Source organism: Sphingosinithalassobacter sp. LHW66-3, assembly GCF_050703275.1.
In the GTDB taxonomy this organism is placed as follows: domain Bacteria; phylum Pseudomonadota; class Alphaproteobacteria; order Sphingomonadales; family Sphingomonadaceae; genus Sphingomonas.
Genome location: NZ_CP193482.1, coordinates 1,955,742 through 1,970,352 on the forward strand (window position 1 = coordinate 1,955,742; position 14,611 = coordinate 1,970,352).

Below are 14,611 nucleotides of genomic sequence, written 5' to 3' on the forward strand. Positions count from 1 at the left end.
ACCCGAGGATGCCGCCGGAGACAGGGAAGGACTCAGTCGAAGGTGAAGCGCGCACCGATCGCGAAGGTCCGCGGAAGGATCGTCGTGCCGGTGTTGAACATCTCCGGGTTGCCGACGTCGCCGAAGCGATAATATTGCTGCTGGACGTCTTCGGTGAGGTTCACTGCGTCGAAGGTGATGCCGATCGAATCCGTCACTGCATAGGTGAGCTGGAAGTCGAGGCTTTCCTCCGGCGTGCGCCAGAAGCCGATCGGGTTGGCGAACAGGCGGTTCTCGTTGCTGCTCAGGAACTCGTCGCGCCAGACATAGGACAGGCGCAGGCCGAGGCCGCCGTTATCATAGGCCAGCGTGACGTTGTACGAGAAGTCCGACACCCCGAAGAAGGGCGATTCATCCTGCGCGATCACGTTTCCGGCATTGTCGTACTGCGGGATGTTCTGGTTCGAGTCCAGGACCGTGAGGCTTCCCTGCACGCCCAGGCCGTCGAGAATCCCCGGCAGATAGGTCGGGAAGTAGGTGAAGCCCACTTCGATACCTTCGAGCGTGCCGTTCGAGGCGTTCGCCGGCCGCGTGATGGCGAAGCGAGTCGTGTTCGCCGTGTCGTTCAGCGGCGGCGTCGCATATTCGATCACCGAGGTGATCGGAACCACAAGGCCTTCGATCTCGCGCCGGAACAGCGTGGTGTAAATCACGCTTGCCGGTGCGAAATACCATTCGAGCGCCAGATCATAGTTCTTCGACGTGGTCGGCTGAAGATCGGCGTTGCCGCCCGTGCCGCTGCCGCGGCCGATGCCGGTAAGATCCCCGGTCAGCTGGAAATAGGGATTGAGATCCGGGAAGCTCGGACGACGCAGCGTTTCGCCGTAGTTGAAGCGAAGCCGCAGGCGATCGGTGATGTCGTAGCGCACCGTCGCGCTCGGCAGGAAGTCCGACGTGACCTGCGACGTCGAGGTGACGGTGCCGCTCACCCGATCGGTGAAGGTGAGATCGGTGTCGACGTCGACGTAGCGGACACCCGCCTGCACGTAGAGCGGCCGGCCGAACACCGAGAATTCGGTGTCGGCCTGGATATAGGCCGCCATCGACACTTCGTTGATGTCGAACACCCGGGTCAGCGACATCTGATCGCTGAGCAGCAGGTTCGGCTGGACCGCACGATAGAGCTGACGGAATTCGTCGGCGTTCTCGTAGATCGTCCTGCCGCGCGGCGTGATCCAGGTGGACGGCACATTCGCCCGGCCATCGAAGAAGTCGGTACCCTGGAAGATATATTCGTCGCCGAGGGTGCTGAACGGCTGGCCGAGGACGCCCGCATCCTGCGTGCGGACCGAATCCGCCGCCTTGCGATCGTCGTAGCGGATGCCGACTTTCACCGAGCGGAAGACGCTGTTCTCGAACTCGCGAACGCCATCGACGTGCAGCGTGAAGGCCTCACCCTCCGAACGGTTGGCGTTGTCGTAGAACTGGGCGAGCGTCCAGGCCGACGGATCGGTGAGCAGCGAATTGTCGTTGAAGTTGAATGACGGGATGCCGTTGCCCGGGTTCGTGTCATAGGTGACCGAATCCCAGACACGCTCGATGCGATTGGCTATGAACGACGTGTTGAATTCGCTGGTCTGGTAGGAGAGATCGGCGGTGATGCCGCCCAGATCGCCCACTTCCCACTTGCCGTTCAGCGCATAGACGAACGAGTCGGTCCGGCTCTTGGTGAAGTCGCCGCTGTTGAAGCCGAACACGTCGTCGACGGTCCGCGACTTGATGATGTTGGTGCCTTCGAAGAGCTCGACCTGCGGATTGGGGCCGACCGAGCCCCACCAGTCGACGAAGGTGAAGAGCAGGCTGTTCTGAAGCTCCTCGTCATACCGGTTCCAGAAGAACTCGAACGTATATTGCGACGAGGCATTCGGCGCCCATTGCAGTGCCGCGCTGACCGCGGCGCGCTCGCGGGTGCCGTGGACGTCCGGCGCGAAGAGCGCGTCCCGCCCGAGATAATAGGGCGTCTCCACACCGTTCAGGATGAAGGTCGATCCCGCCTCGGTGGGAAGGCCGCGGTCGAGCCCCGGCTCCCAGGCACCCGTTTCGGGGAAGACGCGCTGCAGCGGGGTGAAACCCGTGCCCGCCGGCGGGTTTTCGGTGACGAACGGCACCATCGCGCCGGCGATCACACTCATCTCGCGATAGTCAGTCTTCGAATAGCTGCCGCTCACCAGCACGCCGATGTCGCCGGCGCCGGTGTCCCAGCGATTGCTGACGAGGCCGCTGACGTTCGGATTCCAGCTATCCGCCTGCTCGTTGTAGATCGCACGGCCGGCACCCGAGACGACGAAGCCGTCGAAATCGAGCGGACGGCGCGTGAACACGTCGATCTGGCCGGCGATGCCGGTTTCGATCTGCGAGGCCGCGCGCGTCTTGTAGACGTCGATCCGGCTGACGAGGTTGGCCGGAATGTCCGCCAGGGCGAACGAACGACCCGAGGCAGTGAAGATGTTGCGGCCGTTCATCGTCGTCACGACGTCGGGCAGACCGCGGATCAGGATCGCCGAGGCTTCGCCGCGCGCACGGTTGGTCACCTGCACGCCGGTGACGCGCTGCAGCGCCTCGATCACATTGTTGTCGGGCAGCTTGCCGATATCCTCGGCGACGACCGATTCGATGATCTGGGTCGCTTCGCGCTTGTTCTCGAGGCCGCCGATGATCGCGGCGCGCACGCCGGTGACGACGATCTCGTCCGCCTGCTCGCGCGGCGGCGCCTGATCGCCCGCGCCGAGCGCGTCCTGCTCCTGGGGCGCATCTTGCGCCATCGTCTGTGCAGCAGCGGGCGCCGCGACGGTCGCCAGCGCAAACAGGGACGCGGAACACAGAATCGTAAGCTTGGAAGCCATGCTTTTTCCCCTCTCCTCCCGGGCGCCCTAGTGACGGCTTGGTGCCGCTCTGCCGAAGCCCGTAATTACTCAGACAAAAACCCCTAGAATGCAGAGGAAGGCGGCGCAAGAGCTTTGTGGCATTTCTCAGACATTTCGGTTCGGTGTTGCAGGAATGGCGCAGATTCGCGTGCTCACGGCGAGTGGCCGCGGCAATTTGCCCGGCCTTTTGCCGTCGGCGATTGATCCTGCGGGCGCAGGCCTATATGTCTGAGTAATTCGATTGGAAAAGAGCGGGCAACCAGGAGAGACAGGTTGGAACTGACAGGCGAACTCTTCATCGGCCAGACGCGCGTATCGACCGGCGACGGCTTCAACGCGATCGATCCGAGCAGCGGCGAACGGATCGAACCCCGGTTCAGCGCGGCGGGCACGGATGAACTCGAACGGGCCTGTGCGCTCGCCGAAGCGGCTTTCCCCACCTATTCCACGACGGCGATCGAGCAGCGCGCGGCGTTCCTCGAATCCGCCGCCGACAATATCATGGCGCTGGGCGACGCGCTGATCGAGCGCGCCCATCTCGAAACCGCGCTGCCGGTCGCACGGCTCACCGGCGAGCGGGCGCGCACCGCCAACCAGCTCAAGCTGTTTGCCGCCGAGCTGCGCGACGGCGGCTGGCTGGGCGTGCGGATCGATCCGGCGATGCCCGATCGCCAGCCGCTCCCCCGCCCCGATCTGCGCCAGCGCAAGGTGCCGCTCGGCCCCGTCGCGGTGTTCGGCGCCAGCAATTTCCCGCTCGCCTTCTCGGTGGCGGGCGGCGACACGGCTTCGGCGCTCGCGGCGGGCTGCCCCGTGGTGGTGAAGGGGCATCCGGCGCATCCCGGCACGTCGGAAATGGTCGCGGGCGCGATCGCGAAGGCCGTCAAGGACGCGGGCCTGCCCGAGGGCGTGTTCTCGCTGCTGAGCGGCCCCTCGCACGAGCTGGGCAGCGCGCTGGTCGCCGATCCGCGGATCAAGGCAGTGGGCTTCACCGGATCGCGCGGCGGCGGCGTCGCGCTGATGAAGGTTGCCGCCGATCGGCCGGTGCCGATCCCGGTCTATGCTGAGATGAGCGCGATCAATCCGGTCATCCTGATGCAGCACGCGCTGGAGCAGGATGCCGAGCGGCTGGGCAAGGAATATGCCGGCTCGCTGACGATGGGCGTCGGCCAGTTCTGCACCAATCCCGGCATCGTACTGGCGATCGACACGCCCGCGCTCGACCGCTTCGTGAAGGCCGCCGCCGCCGCAGTGTGCGATGCGCCCGCCGGGACGATGCTGACGACCGGCATCGCCGACGCGTTCCGCAACGGCGTGGCGAAGCTCGCGGCGAAGGCAGGCGTCACTTCGGTGGCGCAGGGGATTGCCGGTGAGGGCCCGAGCAGCGGCCAGGCGGCGCTGTTCACCGTCGATGCGGACGCCTTCACCAGCGATCCCGAACTGGCCGAGGAAGTGTTCGGCGCCGCATCCGTGCTGGTGCGCTGCGCCGATGCCGACGCGCTGGCACGTGCGATCGCGGGTCTGGAAGGCCAGCTCACCGGCACCGTGCATTTCGTCGCTGCCGACGAGCCCGAAGTCGCCAAGATCCTTCCCGCGCTCGAATCGCGCGTGGGGCGGCTCATCGCCAACGGCTGGCCGACCGGCGTCGAGGTCAGCCACGCGATGGTGCATGGCGGCCCGTTCCCGGCGACGTCGGACGGGCGGAGCACCTCGGTGGGCACGCTGGCGATCGACCGGTTCCTGCGGCCGGTCTGCTATCAGGATTTCCCCGACACGCTGCTGCCCGACGTGCTGCGGCGCGACGCCGATGCGGGGATTCCGCGCCGCGTCGACGGAAAGCTCAAGATCTGAACTCGCCCCACAGGGGCGCAAGAACAGAAGCTACGAAAGGAAGGATGGGTTGAGGCTGGTTCAATTTCGGGCGCCCGACGGGCGTCGCGGCGTCGCTTGCGCGGACGATGGCGGAGCGCACAGGGTGGACGGGGTGGCGAGCGTCTATGAGCTCGCGCGCCTGGCGATCGCCGAAGGAGCGTCGCTCGCGCAGGCCGCTCAGGCACGCGCGGGCGAGACGGTCGATCTCGCCGCCGCCGACGCCGAAGGGCGGCTGCTCGCGCCGATCGATCATCCCGATCCGGCGCATTGCTATCTGACCGGAACCGGCCTCACCCATCTCGGCTCGGCCGAGGGGCGCGACAAGATGCATCGCACCGCGGCGGGCGGCGACGTGACCGATTCGATGCGCATGTTCCGCATGGGGGTCGAAGGCGGCAAGCCGACCGACGGCACGCCCGGCGTGCAGCCCGAGTGGTTCTACAAGGGCGACGGCTCTTGCCTCGTCGGCCCCGGCGCCGATCTCGGCTCGCCCGATTTCGCGCTCGACGGCAGCGAGGAGCCGGAAATCGCCGGCATCTATCTGATCGACGAGGATGGCCGCCCGCGCCGGCTGGGCTTCGCGCTGGCCAATGAATTCTCGGACCACATCACCGAGAAGGGCAATTACCTCTGGCTCGCCCACTCCAAGCTGCGGCCCGCCGCGCTGGGCGCCGAGCTGCTGACGGGCGAACTGCCGCAGGACGTACGCGGCACCAGCCGGATCCTGCGCGACGGCGCGGTGCTTTGGGAAAAGCCGTTCCTTTCGGGCGAAGCAAACATGTCGCACAGCATCGCCAATCTCGAGCATCATCACTTCAAATACGGCCTCTTCCGGAGGCCGGGCGACATTCACGTCCACTTTTTCGGAACCGCGACTCTTTCCTTCGCCGACAGCATTGCGACCCAGGAAGGCGATGTGTTCGAAGTGTCGGCCGCTCCCTTCACGCTGCCGCTGCGCAACCCGCTGACGCGCCTCGCGCCGGTCGATGCCCGGGTGCTGCCGCTGTGAGCGCGGTGAAGATCGCACTTGTGGGCATCGGCAAGATTGCCCGCGACCAGCATGTGCCGACGATCGCAGCAACCGACCGGTTCGAGCTCGTCGCCGCCGTCACCGGCCATACGCCGCCCGAGGGCGTTCCCGGTTTCCGCACGATCACCGAAATGATGGCCGCGATGCCCGAAGTGGAGGCGGTGTCGATCTGCACGCCGCCGCGCGGGCGCCGTCCGCTGATCGCGGAAGCGCTGGCGCACGGCCTCGACGTGATGATTGAGAAGCCGCCCGCCGCCACGGTCAGCGAAGCGGAGACCTTTGCCAAGATGGCCGCCGACGCCGGCCGCATCCTCTACGCCACCTGGCATTCGCGCGAAGCGGCGGGCGTCGAGCCTGCACGCAAATGGCTCGAAGGCTGCACCATCCGGCGCGTCGAAGTGAACTGGAAGGAAGACGTGCGCGTCTGGCATCCGGGGCAGGACTGGATCTGGGAGCCCGGCATCGGCGTGTTCGATCCGGGCATCAATGCGCTGTCGGTGCTGACCCACATCCTGCCCGAACCGCTGCTGCTGCAGTCCGCCGAGCTGCGCTTCCCGTCGAACAAGCCGGCGCCGATCGCCGCCGACCTGGCGTTCGATCATGCCGGCACGCCGGTCGAGGTGTTCTTCGACTTCGATCAGCGCGGGCCGCAGACCTGGGACATCGATGTCGAGACCGACGACGGGCATCTGAAGCTGTCGCTGGGCGCCTCGAAGCTCGCGATCGACGGCGAACCCGTCGATGTGGGCGACGAGACCGAATATGGCCGCCTCTATCGCCATTTCGCCGAGCTGCTCGAGCGCCGCACGAGCGACGTCGACCTGCGCCCCTTCCACCATGTCGCCGACGCCTTTCTGCTGGGCCGGCGCAAGACGGTGGGGCCGTTCGAAGAATAGTGTCGGTCCGCCCGGTCGAGGCGGCAGAATCTAGGGAGAGGTTGAATGAAATTGCTCAAGCGGTTCCTCCTGCCATTCGCGGCCACTGCCGCGCTGGCGGCACCGGCGAGCGCGCAACAAGCGCCCGCGACCGTGCGTGTGACGGTGGACTCCGAAAACCCGGGCGCCCGGATCGAACCTGCCATCTATGGCCAGTTCGCCGAGCATCTGGGCCGCGGCATCTACGAAGGGATCTGGGTGGGCGAGGATTCGCCGATTCCCAACACCAACGGCTATCGCAACGATGTGCTCGCAGCGCTGCGCCGCCTCCAGGTGCCGGTGATCCGCTGGCCCGGCGGCTGCTTCGCCGACGAATATGACTGGCGCGACGGCATCGGCCCGCGCGACCAGCGGCCGGTGCGCGTCAACAGCCACTGGGGCGGCGTCACCGAGGACAACAGCTTCGGTACGCATGAATTCATGAATTTCACCGAGATGCTGGGCGCCGACGCCTATGTCGCCGGCAACATGGGATCGCTGCCGCCGATCGAGATGGGCCGCTGGGTCGAATATATGACCTCGGACAGCCAATCGACGCTGGCCAACGAGCGCCGCGCGAACGGCCGCGAAGAGCCGTGGAAGGTGAAATATTTCGGCGTCGGCAACGAAAGCTGGGGCTGCGGCGGCAACATGCGGCCCGAATATTCGGCCGACCTGCACCGGCGCTACCAGACCTTCGTCAAGACGCCGTGGGGCACCGATCCGATCGTGAAGGTCGCCACCGGCGCGAACATCGACGATTACAATTTCACCGAAGTGCTGATGCGCGAAGCGCGCAACCACATGAACGCGATCAGCATCCACTATTACACCTTCCCCGGCAGCTGGGAGGACAAGGGCCCGGCAACCGGCTTCCCGGTCGAGAAATGGGCCTCCACACTCCACAATGCGCGGCGGATGGATGAGCTGGTGACTCGCCACAGCGCGATCATGGATCGCTATGATCCGGAGAATCGAGTCGCGCTGTTCGTCGACGAATGGGGCACCTGGTACGATCAGGAGCCGGGATCGACGCCGGGCTTCCTCTATCAGCAGAACACGCTGCGCGACGCCCATGTCGCGGCGCTGACGCTCAACATCTTTCACCGCCACACCGAGCGCGTGAAGATGGCCAACATCGCCCAGATGGTGAACGTCCTTCAGGCGATGATCCTGACCGACGGCGAGCGGATGGTGCTGACGCCGACCTATCACATCTTCGACATGTACATGCCCTTCCGGGGGGCGACTCCCCTGCCCGCACAGGTCGAGGGGCCGAATTATACCCAGGGCGAGTATGAGATGCCGATGGTCGACGTTTCCGCCGCCCGCGGCACCGACGGCAAGCTCTACCTCTCGCTGGTTAACGTCGATCCCGAGCGCCCGGCGCGCATCGAGACGGGGCTCACCGGTCGCGCGACGGGCCGGATCCTGACCGGGCCGGAGCTCGATACCCGCAACACCTTCGACCGGCCGAACACCATTCAGCCGGTCGCCTATCAGGGCACCACCCACAACGGCCGCCTCGCCTTCGACCTGCCGGCGAAGTCGATCGCAGTCGTCGCGGTGGAGTAAGCGCGATGCTGTCGCGCCGCGGCTTCCTGGGTTCGGCGAGCGCGCTTGCGCTCGCCGGCCCGGCGCTCGCCGCGGCGCGCGCGGCTCCCGATGAACGGGTGCGTGCCGCCCCGCTGCCGTTGCATGCGGTCCGGCTCGGTCCCTCCCCCTATCGCACCGCGGTCGAGGCAAATGGCCGGGTACTGCTCGCGCTTGAGCCCGACCGGCTGCTCCACAATTTCCACGCCAGCGCCGGCCTGCCGCCCAAGGGCGACGTCTATGGCGGCTGGGAGGCACGCGGCATCGCGGGCCATTCGCTCGGCCACTATCTCACCGCCTGTGCGCTCCAATATGCGCAGACAGGCGACCCGGCCTTCCGCGAGCGCCTGGCCTATACCGTGGCCGAACTCGCCCGCTGCCAGGCGGCGCATGGCGACGGCTATATCGGCGGCACCACCGTCGAGCGCGACGGTGCAGTCGTCGACGGCAAGATCATCTTCGAGGAGGTTCGCCGCGGCGACATCCGCACCGGCGGCTTCGACGTCAACGGCGGCTGGGTGCCGCTCTATACCTGGCACAAGGTGCACGCCGGGCTGATCGACGCGATCCGGCTCGGCGACGTCGAGCCCGCGCATCCCGTCCTGCTCGGCATGGCAGACTATCTCGGCACCATCCTGGAAGGGCTCTCGGACGAGCAGATGCAGCAACTGCTCGTCGCCGAATATGGCGGGCTGAACGACAGCTATGCCGAGACCTATGCCCTGACCGGCGACCCGCGCTGGCTACGCATCGCCGAGCGGATCCGCGACCGGCGCGTGCTCGACCCGCTGACCGCGCAGCGCAACATCCTGCCCGGGCTCCACGCGAACACCCAGATTCCGAAGCTGATCGGCCTCGCGCGGCTCTACGAGCTGACCGGCGACCCCGCGCATGCGCAGGCGGCACGCTTTTTCCGCGACACGGTGGTGAACCACCACAGCTATGTAATCGGCGGCAATTCGGACCGCGAGCATTTCGGGCCGCCCGACATCCTCTCGCCCTATATCACCGATCGCACCTGCGAGGCGTGCAACAGCTACAACATGCTCAAGCTCACCCGGCACCTGTGGAGCTGGGCGCCCGACGCCGCGCTGTTCGATTTCTACGAGCGCGTGCATCTCAATCACATTCTCGGGCACCAGCACCCCGAAACCGGCATGTACAATTATTTCATGCCGCTCAGCTCGGGCTCGCGGCGGACCTGGTCGACGCTCGAGGACAGTTTCTGGTGCTGCTTCGGCTCGGGGATGGAAAGCCACGCCAAGCATGGCGATTCGATCTACTGGCAGGGCGACGACACGCTGTTCGTCAATCTGTTCATCCCCTCCGAGGCGCGCTGGGCCGAACGCGGGCTCAAGGTGGCGCTCGAAACCCGCTACCCGGATGTGGAGGACGTCCATCTGGTCGTCGCCGAGGCGCCGGACGCGCCGCTCGCGATCGCGCTTCGCCTTCCCGGCTGGGCGGAAGCGCCCGCGCTGCTGCTGAACGGCAGCCCTGCGGCGTTCGATCGGCGGAGCGGCTATGCCGTGCTCACCCGACGCTGGAGCCCGGGCGACCGGCTGACACTGCACCTGCCGATGGCGCTGCGCACCGAAGCGACGCCGGACGATCCGCGCATCGTCGCATTCGTCAACGGCCCGGTGGTGCTGGCCGCCGATCTCGGCCCGGCGGACACGCCGACGTTCGAGGGACTGCCCCCCGCGATCGTTGCCGATACGCCGACGAGCGCCGCACGCGCGACCGGCGAAGCGCACCGCTTCGCATTGCCCGGCGTTCGGCCCGAGGGGCTCTCGCTCCTTCCCTTCCATCGCCAGCATGACCGGCGCAGCGCAGTCTATTTCCCCGTCTTCACCGCCGCCCAATGGGCCGAGGAGGAGGCCGGGTTCGTCGCCGCCGAACGGGCACGCGCCGCTCTCGCCGCGCGGACGGTGGACGTGCTGCATCTGGGCGAAATGCAGCCCGAGCGCGATCATGGCTTCCGCGCGAACCACGCCGATCTCCTCTCCTGGCAGGGACGCGCCGGGCGTCAGGCTTGGTGGGGCGTCGGCAACTATATGGAGTTCGATCTCGCCGTGCGGCCGGGGCCGATGGTGCTCCAGGCGCTCTATTGGGGCGAGGAAGTCGACAAACACTTCGTCATCTCAATCGACGGCCAGCCGATCGCGACCGAGCGCCGGGCGAGCGCGCCGGTGCGCGCGTTCGTGGCGGCGACCTATCCGCTTCCCGAGGCGCTGACGCGCGGGAAGGAGCGCGTCACCGTGCGGTTCGAAACCAAGGGGTCGGACGCTCCCGTTTACGAGGTTCGGATGCTCGAGGCGGCCGCCGCCGCGGACGCCTGAGGCAGCGCGCCTCAGCCGGCGTAGAGATTGGGGGCGAGGCCGCGAACGCCGGCGTCGACTTCGAACAGGGCACCGGCGAGCGGCTCGAACGCGCGGCCGTCGGCGGCCGAGGTGACGAACATCCGATCGAGATCCGGGCCTGCGAAACAGACATTGGTGATCTGAGTCGCCGGCAGAGTGATCGCCCGCTCGCGCACGCCCTCGGGCGTGAAGCGGCTCACACACGCGCCGCCCCAATGCGCGATCCAGAGGCCGCCCTCGGCGTCGACGGTCATCCCGTCGGGCTTGCCCCATTCGCGGTCAAAGCGGATGAACGGCTCGCGGTCCGTCGCCGTGCCCCCCTCGCCCAGCCGGAAGCGGTAGACGATGCCGAGCCCGGTGTCGGTGTGATAGAGCCAGCGGCCTTCGGGGCAGAAGGCGGGGCCGTTGGCGACGATATAGCCTTCGTCGATCCGACGGACGCTGCGGTCGGGTTCGAGGCAATGAAGGCCGCCGGTGGGGCGATCGGCGCTCACCGGCATCGATCCGGCCCAGATCCGCCCGTCGCGGTCGGCTTTCGCGTCGTTGAGGCGATTTTCCGGCAGATCGGGCTCGGGATCGGCGATGGGGCGGATCTCCACGCGGTCGCGGTGGATCTCCAGCTCGGCAAAACCGCTCTGGAGCCCCGCGATCAGCCCCGGTGCATCGCGGCGGCCGATCACCCAACCGATCATCTCGGGAACGTCCCAGCGCCGCACTTCGCCGCTGTCGAGTGCCAGCCGGTTGAGCGCCTGGCCGAGAATGTCGGTCCAGTAGACGGCATTCTCGCGCGCCGACCAGAACAGGCCCTCGCCGAGCCGATCGCGGACCGCGCCGCGCTCGATCACGCGATAATGCGCGCCCATCCCGCTCTCCTCAGTGATTGTGCCGCGGCACGCCGACGGTCTGCGCCAGCCGCTGATACTTGACCGAATTCTCGAGCACCGCTCCGGTTTCCAGCTGTCCGGTGACGCCGCGCTGCAGCTCCTGCCACGGGGTCTGGCTCGCCGGGAAGGGGAAGCCGCCGTTCGCCGCCAGCTCCTCGCGCCGCCGCGCCAGCTCCTCGTCGGAGATCAGGATGTTCGCTTCACCCTTGTTGAGATCGACCCGCACCCGATCGCCGGTCCGGAGCAGCGCCAGTCCCCCGCCTGCCGCCGCTTCGGGCGAAGCGTTGAGGATCGACGGGCTTCCCGACGTGCCCGACTGGCGCCCGTCGCCGATGCACGGCAGCGCCTGAACCCCCGCCTTGATCAGCTTCACCGGCGGCCGCATGTTCACCACTTCGGCCGCGCCCGGATAGCCGATCGGCCCGGCGCCGCGCATGATCAGCAGCGTGTGCTCGGTGACGTCGAGATCGGGATCGTCGATCCGCGCGTGATAATCCTCGGGCCCGTCGAATACGATCACCGGCCCCTCGAAGGCGTTGGGATCGTCCGGGTTCTGCAGATAGCGCTTGCGGAAATCGTCGGAGATCACCGACTGTTTCATGATCGCGCTGTCGAACAGATTGCCGCGCAGCACCGAGAAGCCGGCCGCAGGGCGCATCGGCCGATCATAAGGCAGGATCACCCGCTCGTCCTCGATCGTCGCATCGCGGCAATTGTCGCCGATGCTGCGACCGTTCACCGTCAGCGCGCCTTCGTGGATCAGCCCCTGCCCGATGAGCTGAGCGACCACCGCGGGAACGCCGCCGGCGCGATAATAATCCTCGCCGAGGAATTCGCCCGCCGGCTGGAGGTTCACCAGCAACGGGATGTCGCGGCCATAGGTCTGCCAGTCGTCGATGCCGAGATCGACGCCGATATGGCGGGCGATGGCGTTGAGATGGATCGGCGCGTTGGTCGAGCCGCCGATCGCCGAATTGACTCGGATCGCGTTGAGGAACGCTTCGCGCGTCAGGATGTCGGACGGCTTGCGATCGGCATGCACCATCTCGACGATCTGCTTGCCGGTTTCGTACGCCACTTCCTGGCGATCGCGATAGGGCGCGGGAATCGCCGCCGAACCGGGCAGCGACATGCCCAGCGCCTCGGTGAGCGAGTTCATCGTCGTCGCCGTGCCCATCGTGTTGCAATAGCCGGTAGAGGGTGCCGAGCTGGCGACCAGCTTGATGAAGCCCTGATAGTCGATATCGCCCGCGGCGAGCAGCTCGCGCGCTTTCCACACGATCGTGCCGGAGCCCGTGCGCTCGCCCTTGTGCCAGCCGTTGAGCATCGGTCCGACCGACAGCGCGATCGCCGGGATGTTCACCGTCGCCGCGGCCATCAGGCAGGCAGGCGTCGTCTTGTCGCAGCCGGTGGTGAGCACCACGCCGTCGAGCGGGTAGCCGAACAGTATTTCGACCAGCCCCAGATAGGCCAGGTTGCGGTCGAGCCCGGCGGTCGGGCGCTTCCCCGTTTCCTGGATCGGGTGGACCGGAAACTCGATCGCGATCCCGCCAGCCTCGCGCACGCCTTCGCGTACGCGCTCGGCGAGCACCAGATGGTGTCGATTGCAGGGACTGAGATCGCTGCCCGTCTGCGCGATGCCGATGATCGGCTTGCCCGACTGCAGCTCGGCGAGCGACAGGCCGAAGTTCATGTAGCGCTCCAGATAGAGCGCTGTCATGTCGGCATTCGTCGGATCGTCGAACCAGGCGCGCGACCGCAGCTTGCGGGGCTCGGCGCCGGACGGTGGCGTGCTGTCGTGGGAAGTCATCAATTACTCGCAACGGAGAAGCGCAGCACCATGGTGTTGCTGTAGGTCTCGCCGGGATTCAGACGCGCGGTCGGAAAGCTCGGCTGGTTCGGGCTGTCGGGGAAGACCTGCGGCTCGAAGCACAGCCCGTCGCCCTGGCGATAGATGCGCCCGCCCTTGCCGGTCACGGTGCCGTCGAGGAAATTGCCCGAATAGAATTGGAGGCCGGGAGCATCGCTTTCGATCTCCATCACTCGGCCGGAGACCGGATCCTCGAGCCGGACGGCGGGACGCAGGGCACCCGAAGCGCCGTCGAGCACATAATTGTGATCATAGCCGCGCCCGATGCGGATCTGCTCGTTATGGCCGTTGCGGATCCGCTCGGCGATGACGGTCGGCGCGCGGAAATCGAAGGGAGTATCTTCGACGGGGCGCAGTTCGCCGGTCGGGATCAGCGTCTCGTTCACCGGCGTGAAACGCGAGGCATTCAGCGTCAGCCGCTGCGACACGGCGGCCGGAGCATCGATCGCGCCACCGGCGAGATTGAAGAAGCTGTGATTGGTGATGTTCACCACCGTCGGCGCATCGGTCACCGCGCCATATTCGATCTTGAGCTCATTGGCTTCGTTGAGCGTGTAGGTCGCGGTGGCGACCAGCGTGCCCGGATAGCCGCCTTCGCCGTCGGGGCTGCGATAGCTGAGCACCACCTTCGCCTCGGGTCCACTGGTGACCGAGGTAATCGTCCAGACCCGCTTGTCGAAGCCGGCGACGCCGCCGTGCAGATGGTTCGGCCCGTCGTTGGTTTCGAGCGTGAAGCGCTGGCCGTCGAGGCTGAAGCTGCCGCCGGCGATGCGGTTGGCATAGCGGCCTACGGTGGCCCCGAAATATTGCGGATTCTCGAGATATTCGGCGGCGGTGTCGTAGCCGAGCACCACGTCGGCGACATTCCCGTCGCGATCGGGCACCATCAGCGCCTGGAGCGTCGCACCCAGCGTCATCACCGTCGCCGACATGCCGTTGGCGTTGGTCAGCGTGACCTTCTCGATCGGCGTGCCGTCCGCGAGCGTACCGAACGCCTCGCGCTTCGCGTCCGCCGCTTGCGCCGGCGCGCTCATCACGAGCGCCATTGCGAGGCCGAGCGCCCCAGAAATCCTGCCAGCCAATGCACCTCTCCCGCTGTCATGCTCATTTACTCAGACAATTGGCAAGTCTCACGCGAAAGGACAAGCGAAAAGCGAGCGATGCGCGCCCAAGCTGCTGCGCATGCCG

Annotated in this window: 9 protein-coding genes; 5 read left to right on the forward strand and 4 right to left on the reverse strand. The window is 66.8% G+C overall.

Annotated features, from left to right (window positions below):
* Nucleotides 1–32 precede the first annotated feature (32 nt).
* Nucleotides 33–2,882, reverse strand: coding sequence for a TonB-dependent receptor (locus tag ACQ450_RS09525; RefSeq protein ID WP_431469083.1), 2,850 nt, complete (start codon nt 2,880–2,882; stop codon nt 33–35).
* 294 nt (nt 2,883–3,176) lie between these two features.
* On the opposite strand from ACQ450_RS09525, the gene ACQ450_RS09530 reads away from it, so the two are divergent.
* The 5 genes from ACQ450_RS09530 to ACQ450_RS09550 are packed head-to-tail and all read left to right on the forward strand — an operon-like array spanning nt 3,177 to nt 10,648.
* Nucleotides 3,177–4,751 carry an aldehyde dehydrogenase (NADP(+)) gene (locus ACQ450_RS09530; protein WP_431469084.1) on the forward strand — a complete coding sequence of 525 codons (1,575 nt, stop codon included), beginning with the start codon at nt 3,177–3,179 and terminating at the stop codon, nt 4,749–4,751.
* 49 nt (nt 4,752–4,800) lie between these two features.
* A complete protein-coding gene (araD1, locus tag ACQ450_RS09535; RefSeq protein ID WP_431469085.1) occupies nt 4,801–5,781 on the forward strand; it encodes an AraD1 family protein in 981 nt (326 codons plus the stop codon).
* A gap of 5 nt (nt 5,782–5,786) precedes the next feature.
* Nucleotides 5,787–6,698: a Gfo/Idh/MocA family protein gene (locus tag ACQ450_RS09540; RefSeq protein ID WP_316714646.1), complete on the forward strand. Its 912-nt coding sequence runs from the start codon at nt 5,787–5,789 to the stop codon at nt 6,696–6,698.
* A gap of 45 nt (nt 6,699–6,743) precedes the next feature.
* Nucleotides 6,744–8,291, forward strand: coding sequence for an alpha-N-arabinofuranosidase (locus ACQ450_RS09545; RefSeq protein ID WP_188053107.1), 1,548 nt, complete (start codon nt 6,744–6,746; stop codon nt 8,289–8,291).
* Between the two features lie 5 nt (nt 8,292–8,296).
* Nucleotides 8,297–10,648 (forward strand): beta-L-arabinofuranosidase domain-containing protein, encoded by a 2,352-nt coding sequence (locus ACQ450_RS09550; RefSeq protein ID WP_431469086.1) that lies wholly within the window; start codon nt 8,297–8,299, stop codon nt 10,646–10,648.
* An 11-nt stretch (nt 10,649–10,659) separates the two neighbouring features.
* On the opposite strand, the gene ACQ450_RS09555 is transcribed toward ACQ450_RS09550, so the two are convergent.
* Genes ACQ450_RS09555 through ACQ450_RS09565 form a run of 3 tightly spaced genes read right to left on the reverse strand, consistent with a single transcriptional unit; the run spans nt 10,660 to nt 14,457 of the window.
* Nucleotides 10,660–11,532, reverse strand: coding sequence for an SMP-30/gluconolactonase/LRE family protein (locus ACQ450_RS09555; protein ID WP_431469087.1), 873 nt, complete (start codon nt 11,530–11,532; stop codon nt 10,660–10,662).
* Nucleotides 11,533–11,542: 10 nt separating this feature from the next.
* Nucleotides 11,543–13,363 carry an IlvD/Edd family dehydratase gene (locus ACQ450_RS09560; protein WP_431469088.1) on the reverse strand — a complete coding sequence of 607 codons (1,821 nt, stop codon included), beginning with the start codon at nt 13,361–13,363 and terminating at the stop codon, nt 11,543–11,545.
* Entirely contained in the window at nt 13,363–14,457 is a 1,095-nt protein-coding gene (locus tag ACQ450_RS09565) for an aldose epimerase family protein (RefSeq protein WP_431469089.1), read from the reverse strand. The genes ACQ450_RS09560 and ACQ450_RS09565 overlap by 1 nt, the downstream gene beginning before the upstream one ends.
* Nucleotides 14,458–14,611: the final 154 nt, after the last annotated feature.

Excerpts from the sequence above, each read along its gene's own strand:
- ACQ450_RS09525 (WP_431469083.1), bottom strand. The coding sequence starts at position 2,882 with ATGGCTTCCAAGCTTACGATTCTGTGTTCCGCGTCCCTGTTTGCGCTG.
- ACQ450_RS09545 (WP_188053107.1), top strand. The coding sequence starts at position 6,744 with ATGAAATTGCTCAAGCGGTTCCTCCTGCCATTCGCGGCCACTGCCGCG.
- ACQ450_RS09550 (WP_431469086.1), top strand. The coding sequence starts at position 8,297 with ATGCTGTCGCGCCGCGGCTTCCTGGGTTCGGCGAGCGCGCTTGCGCTC.
- ACQ450_RS09555 (WP_431469087.1), bottom strand. The coding sequence starts at position 11,532 with ATGGGCGCGCATTATCGCGTGATCGAGCGCGGCGCGGTCCGCGATCGG.
- ACQ450_RS09560 (WP_431469088.1), bottom strand. The coding sequence starts at position 13,363 with ATGACTTCCCACGACAGCACGCCACCGTCCGGCGCCGAGCCCCGCAAG.
- ACQ450_RS09565 (WP_431469089.1), bottom strand. The coding sequence starts at position 14,457 with ATGAGCGCGCCGGCGCAAGCGGCGGACGCGAAGCGCGAGGCGTTCGGT.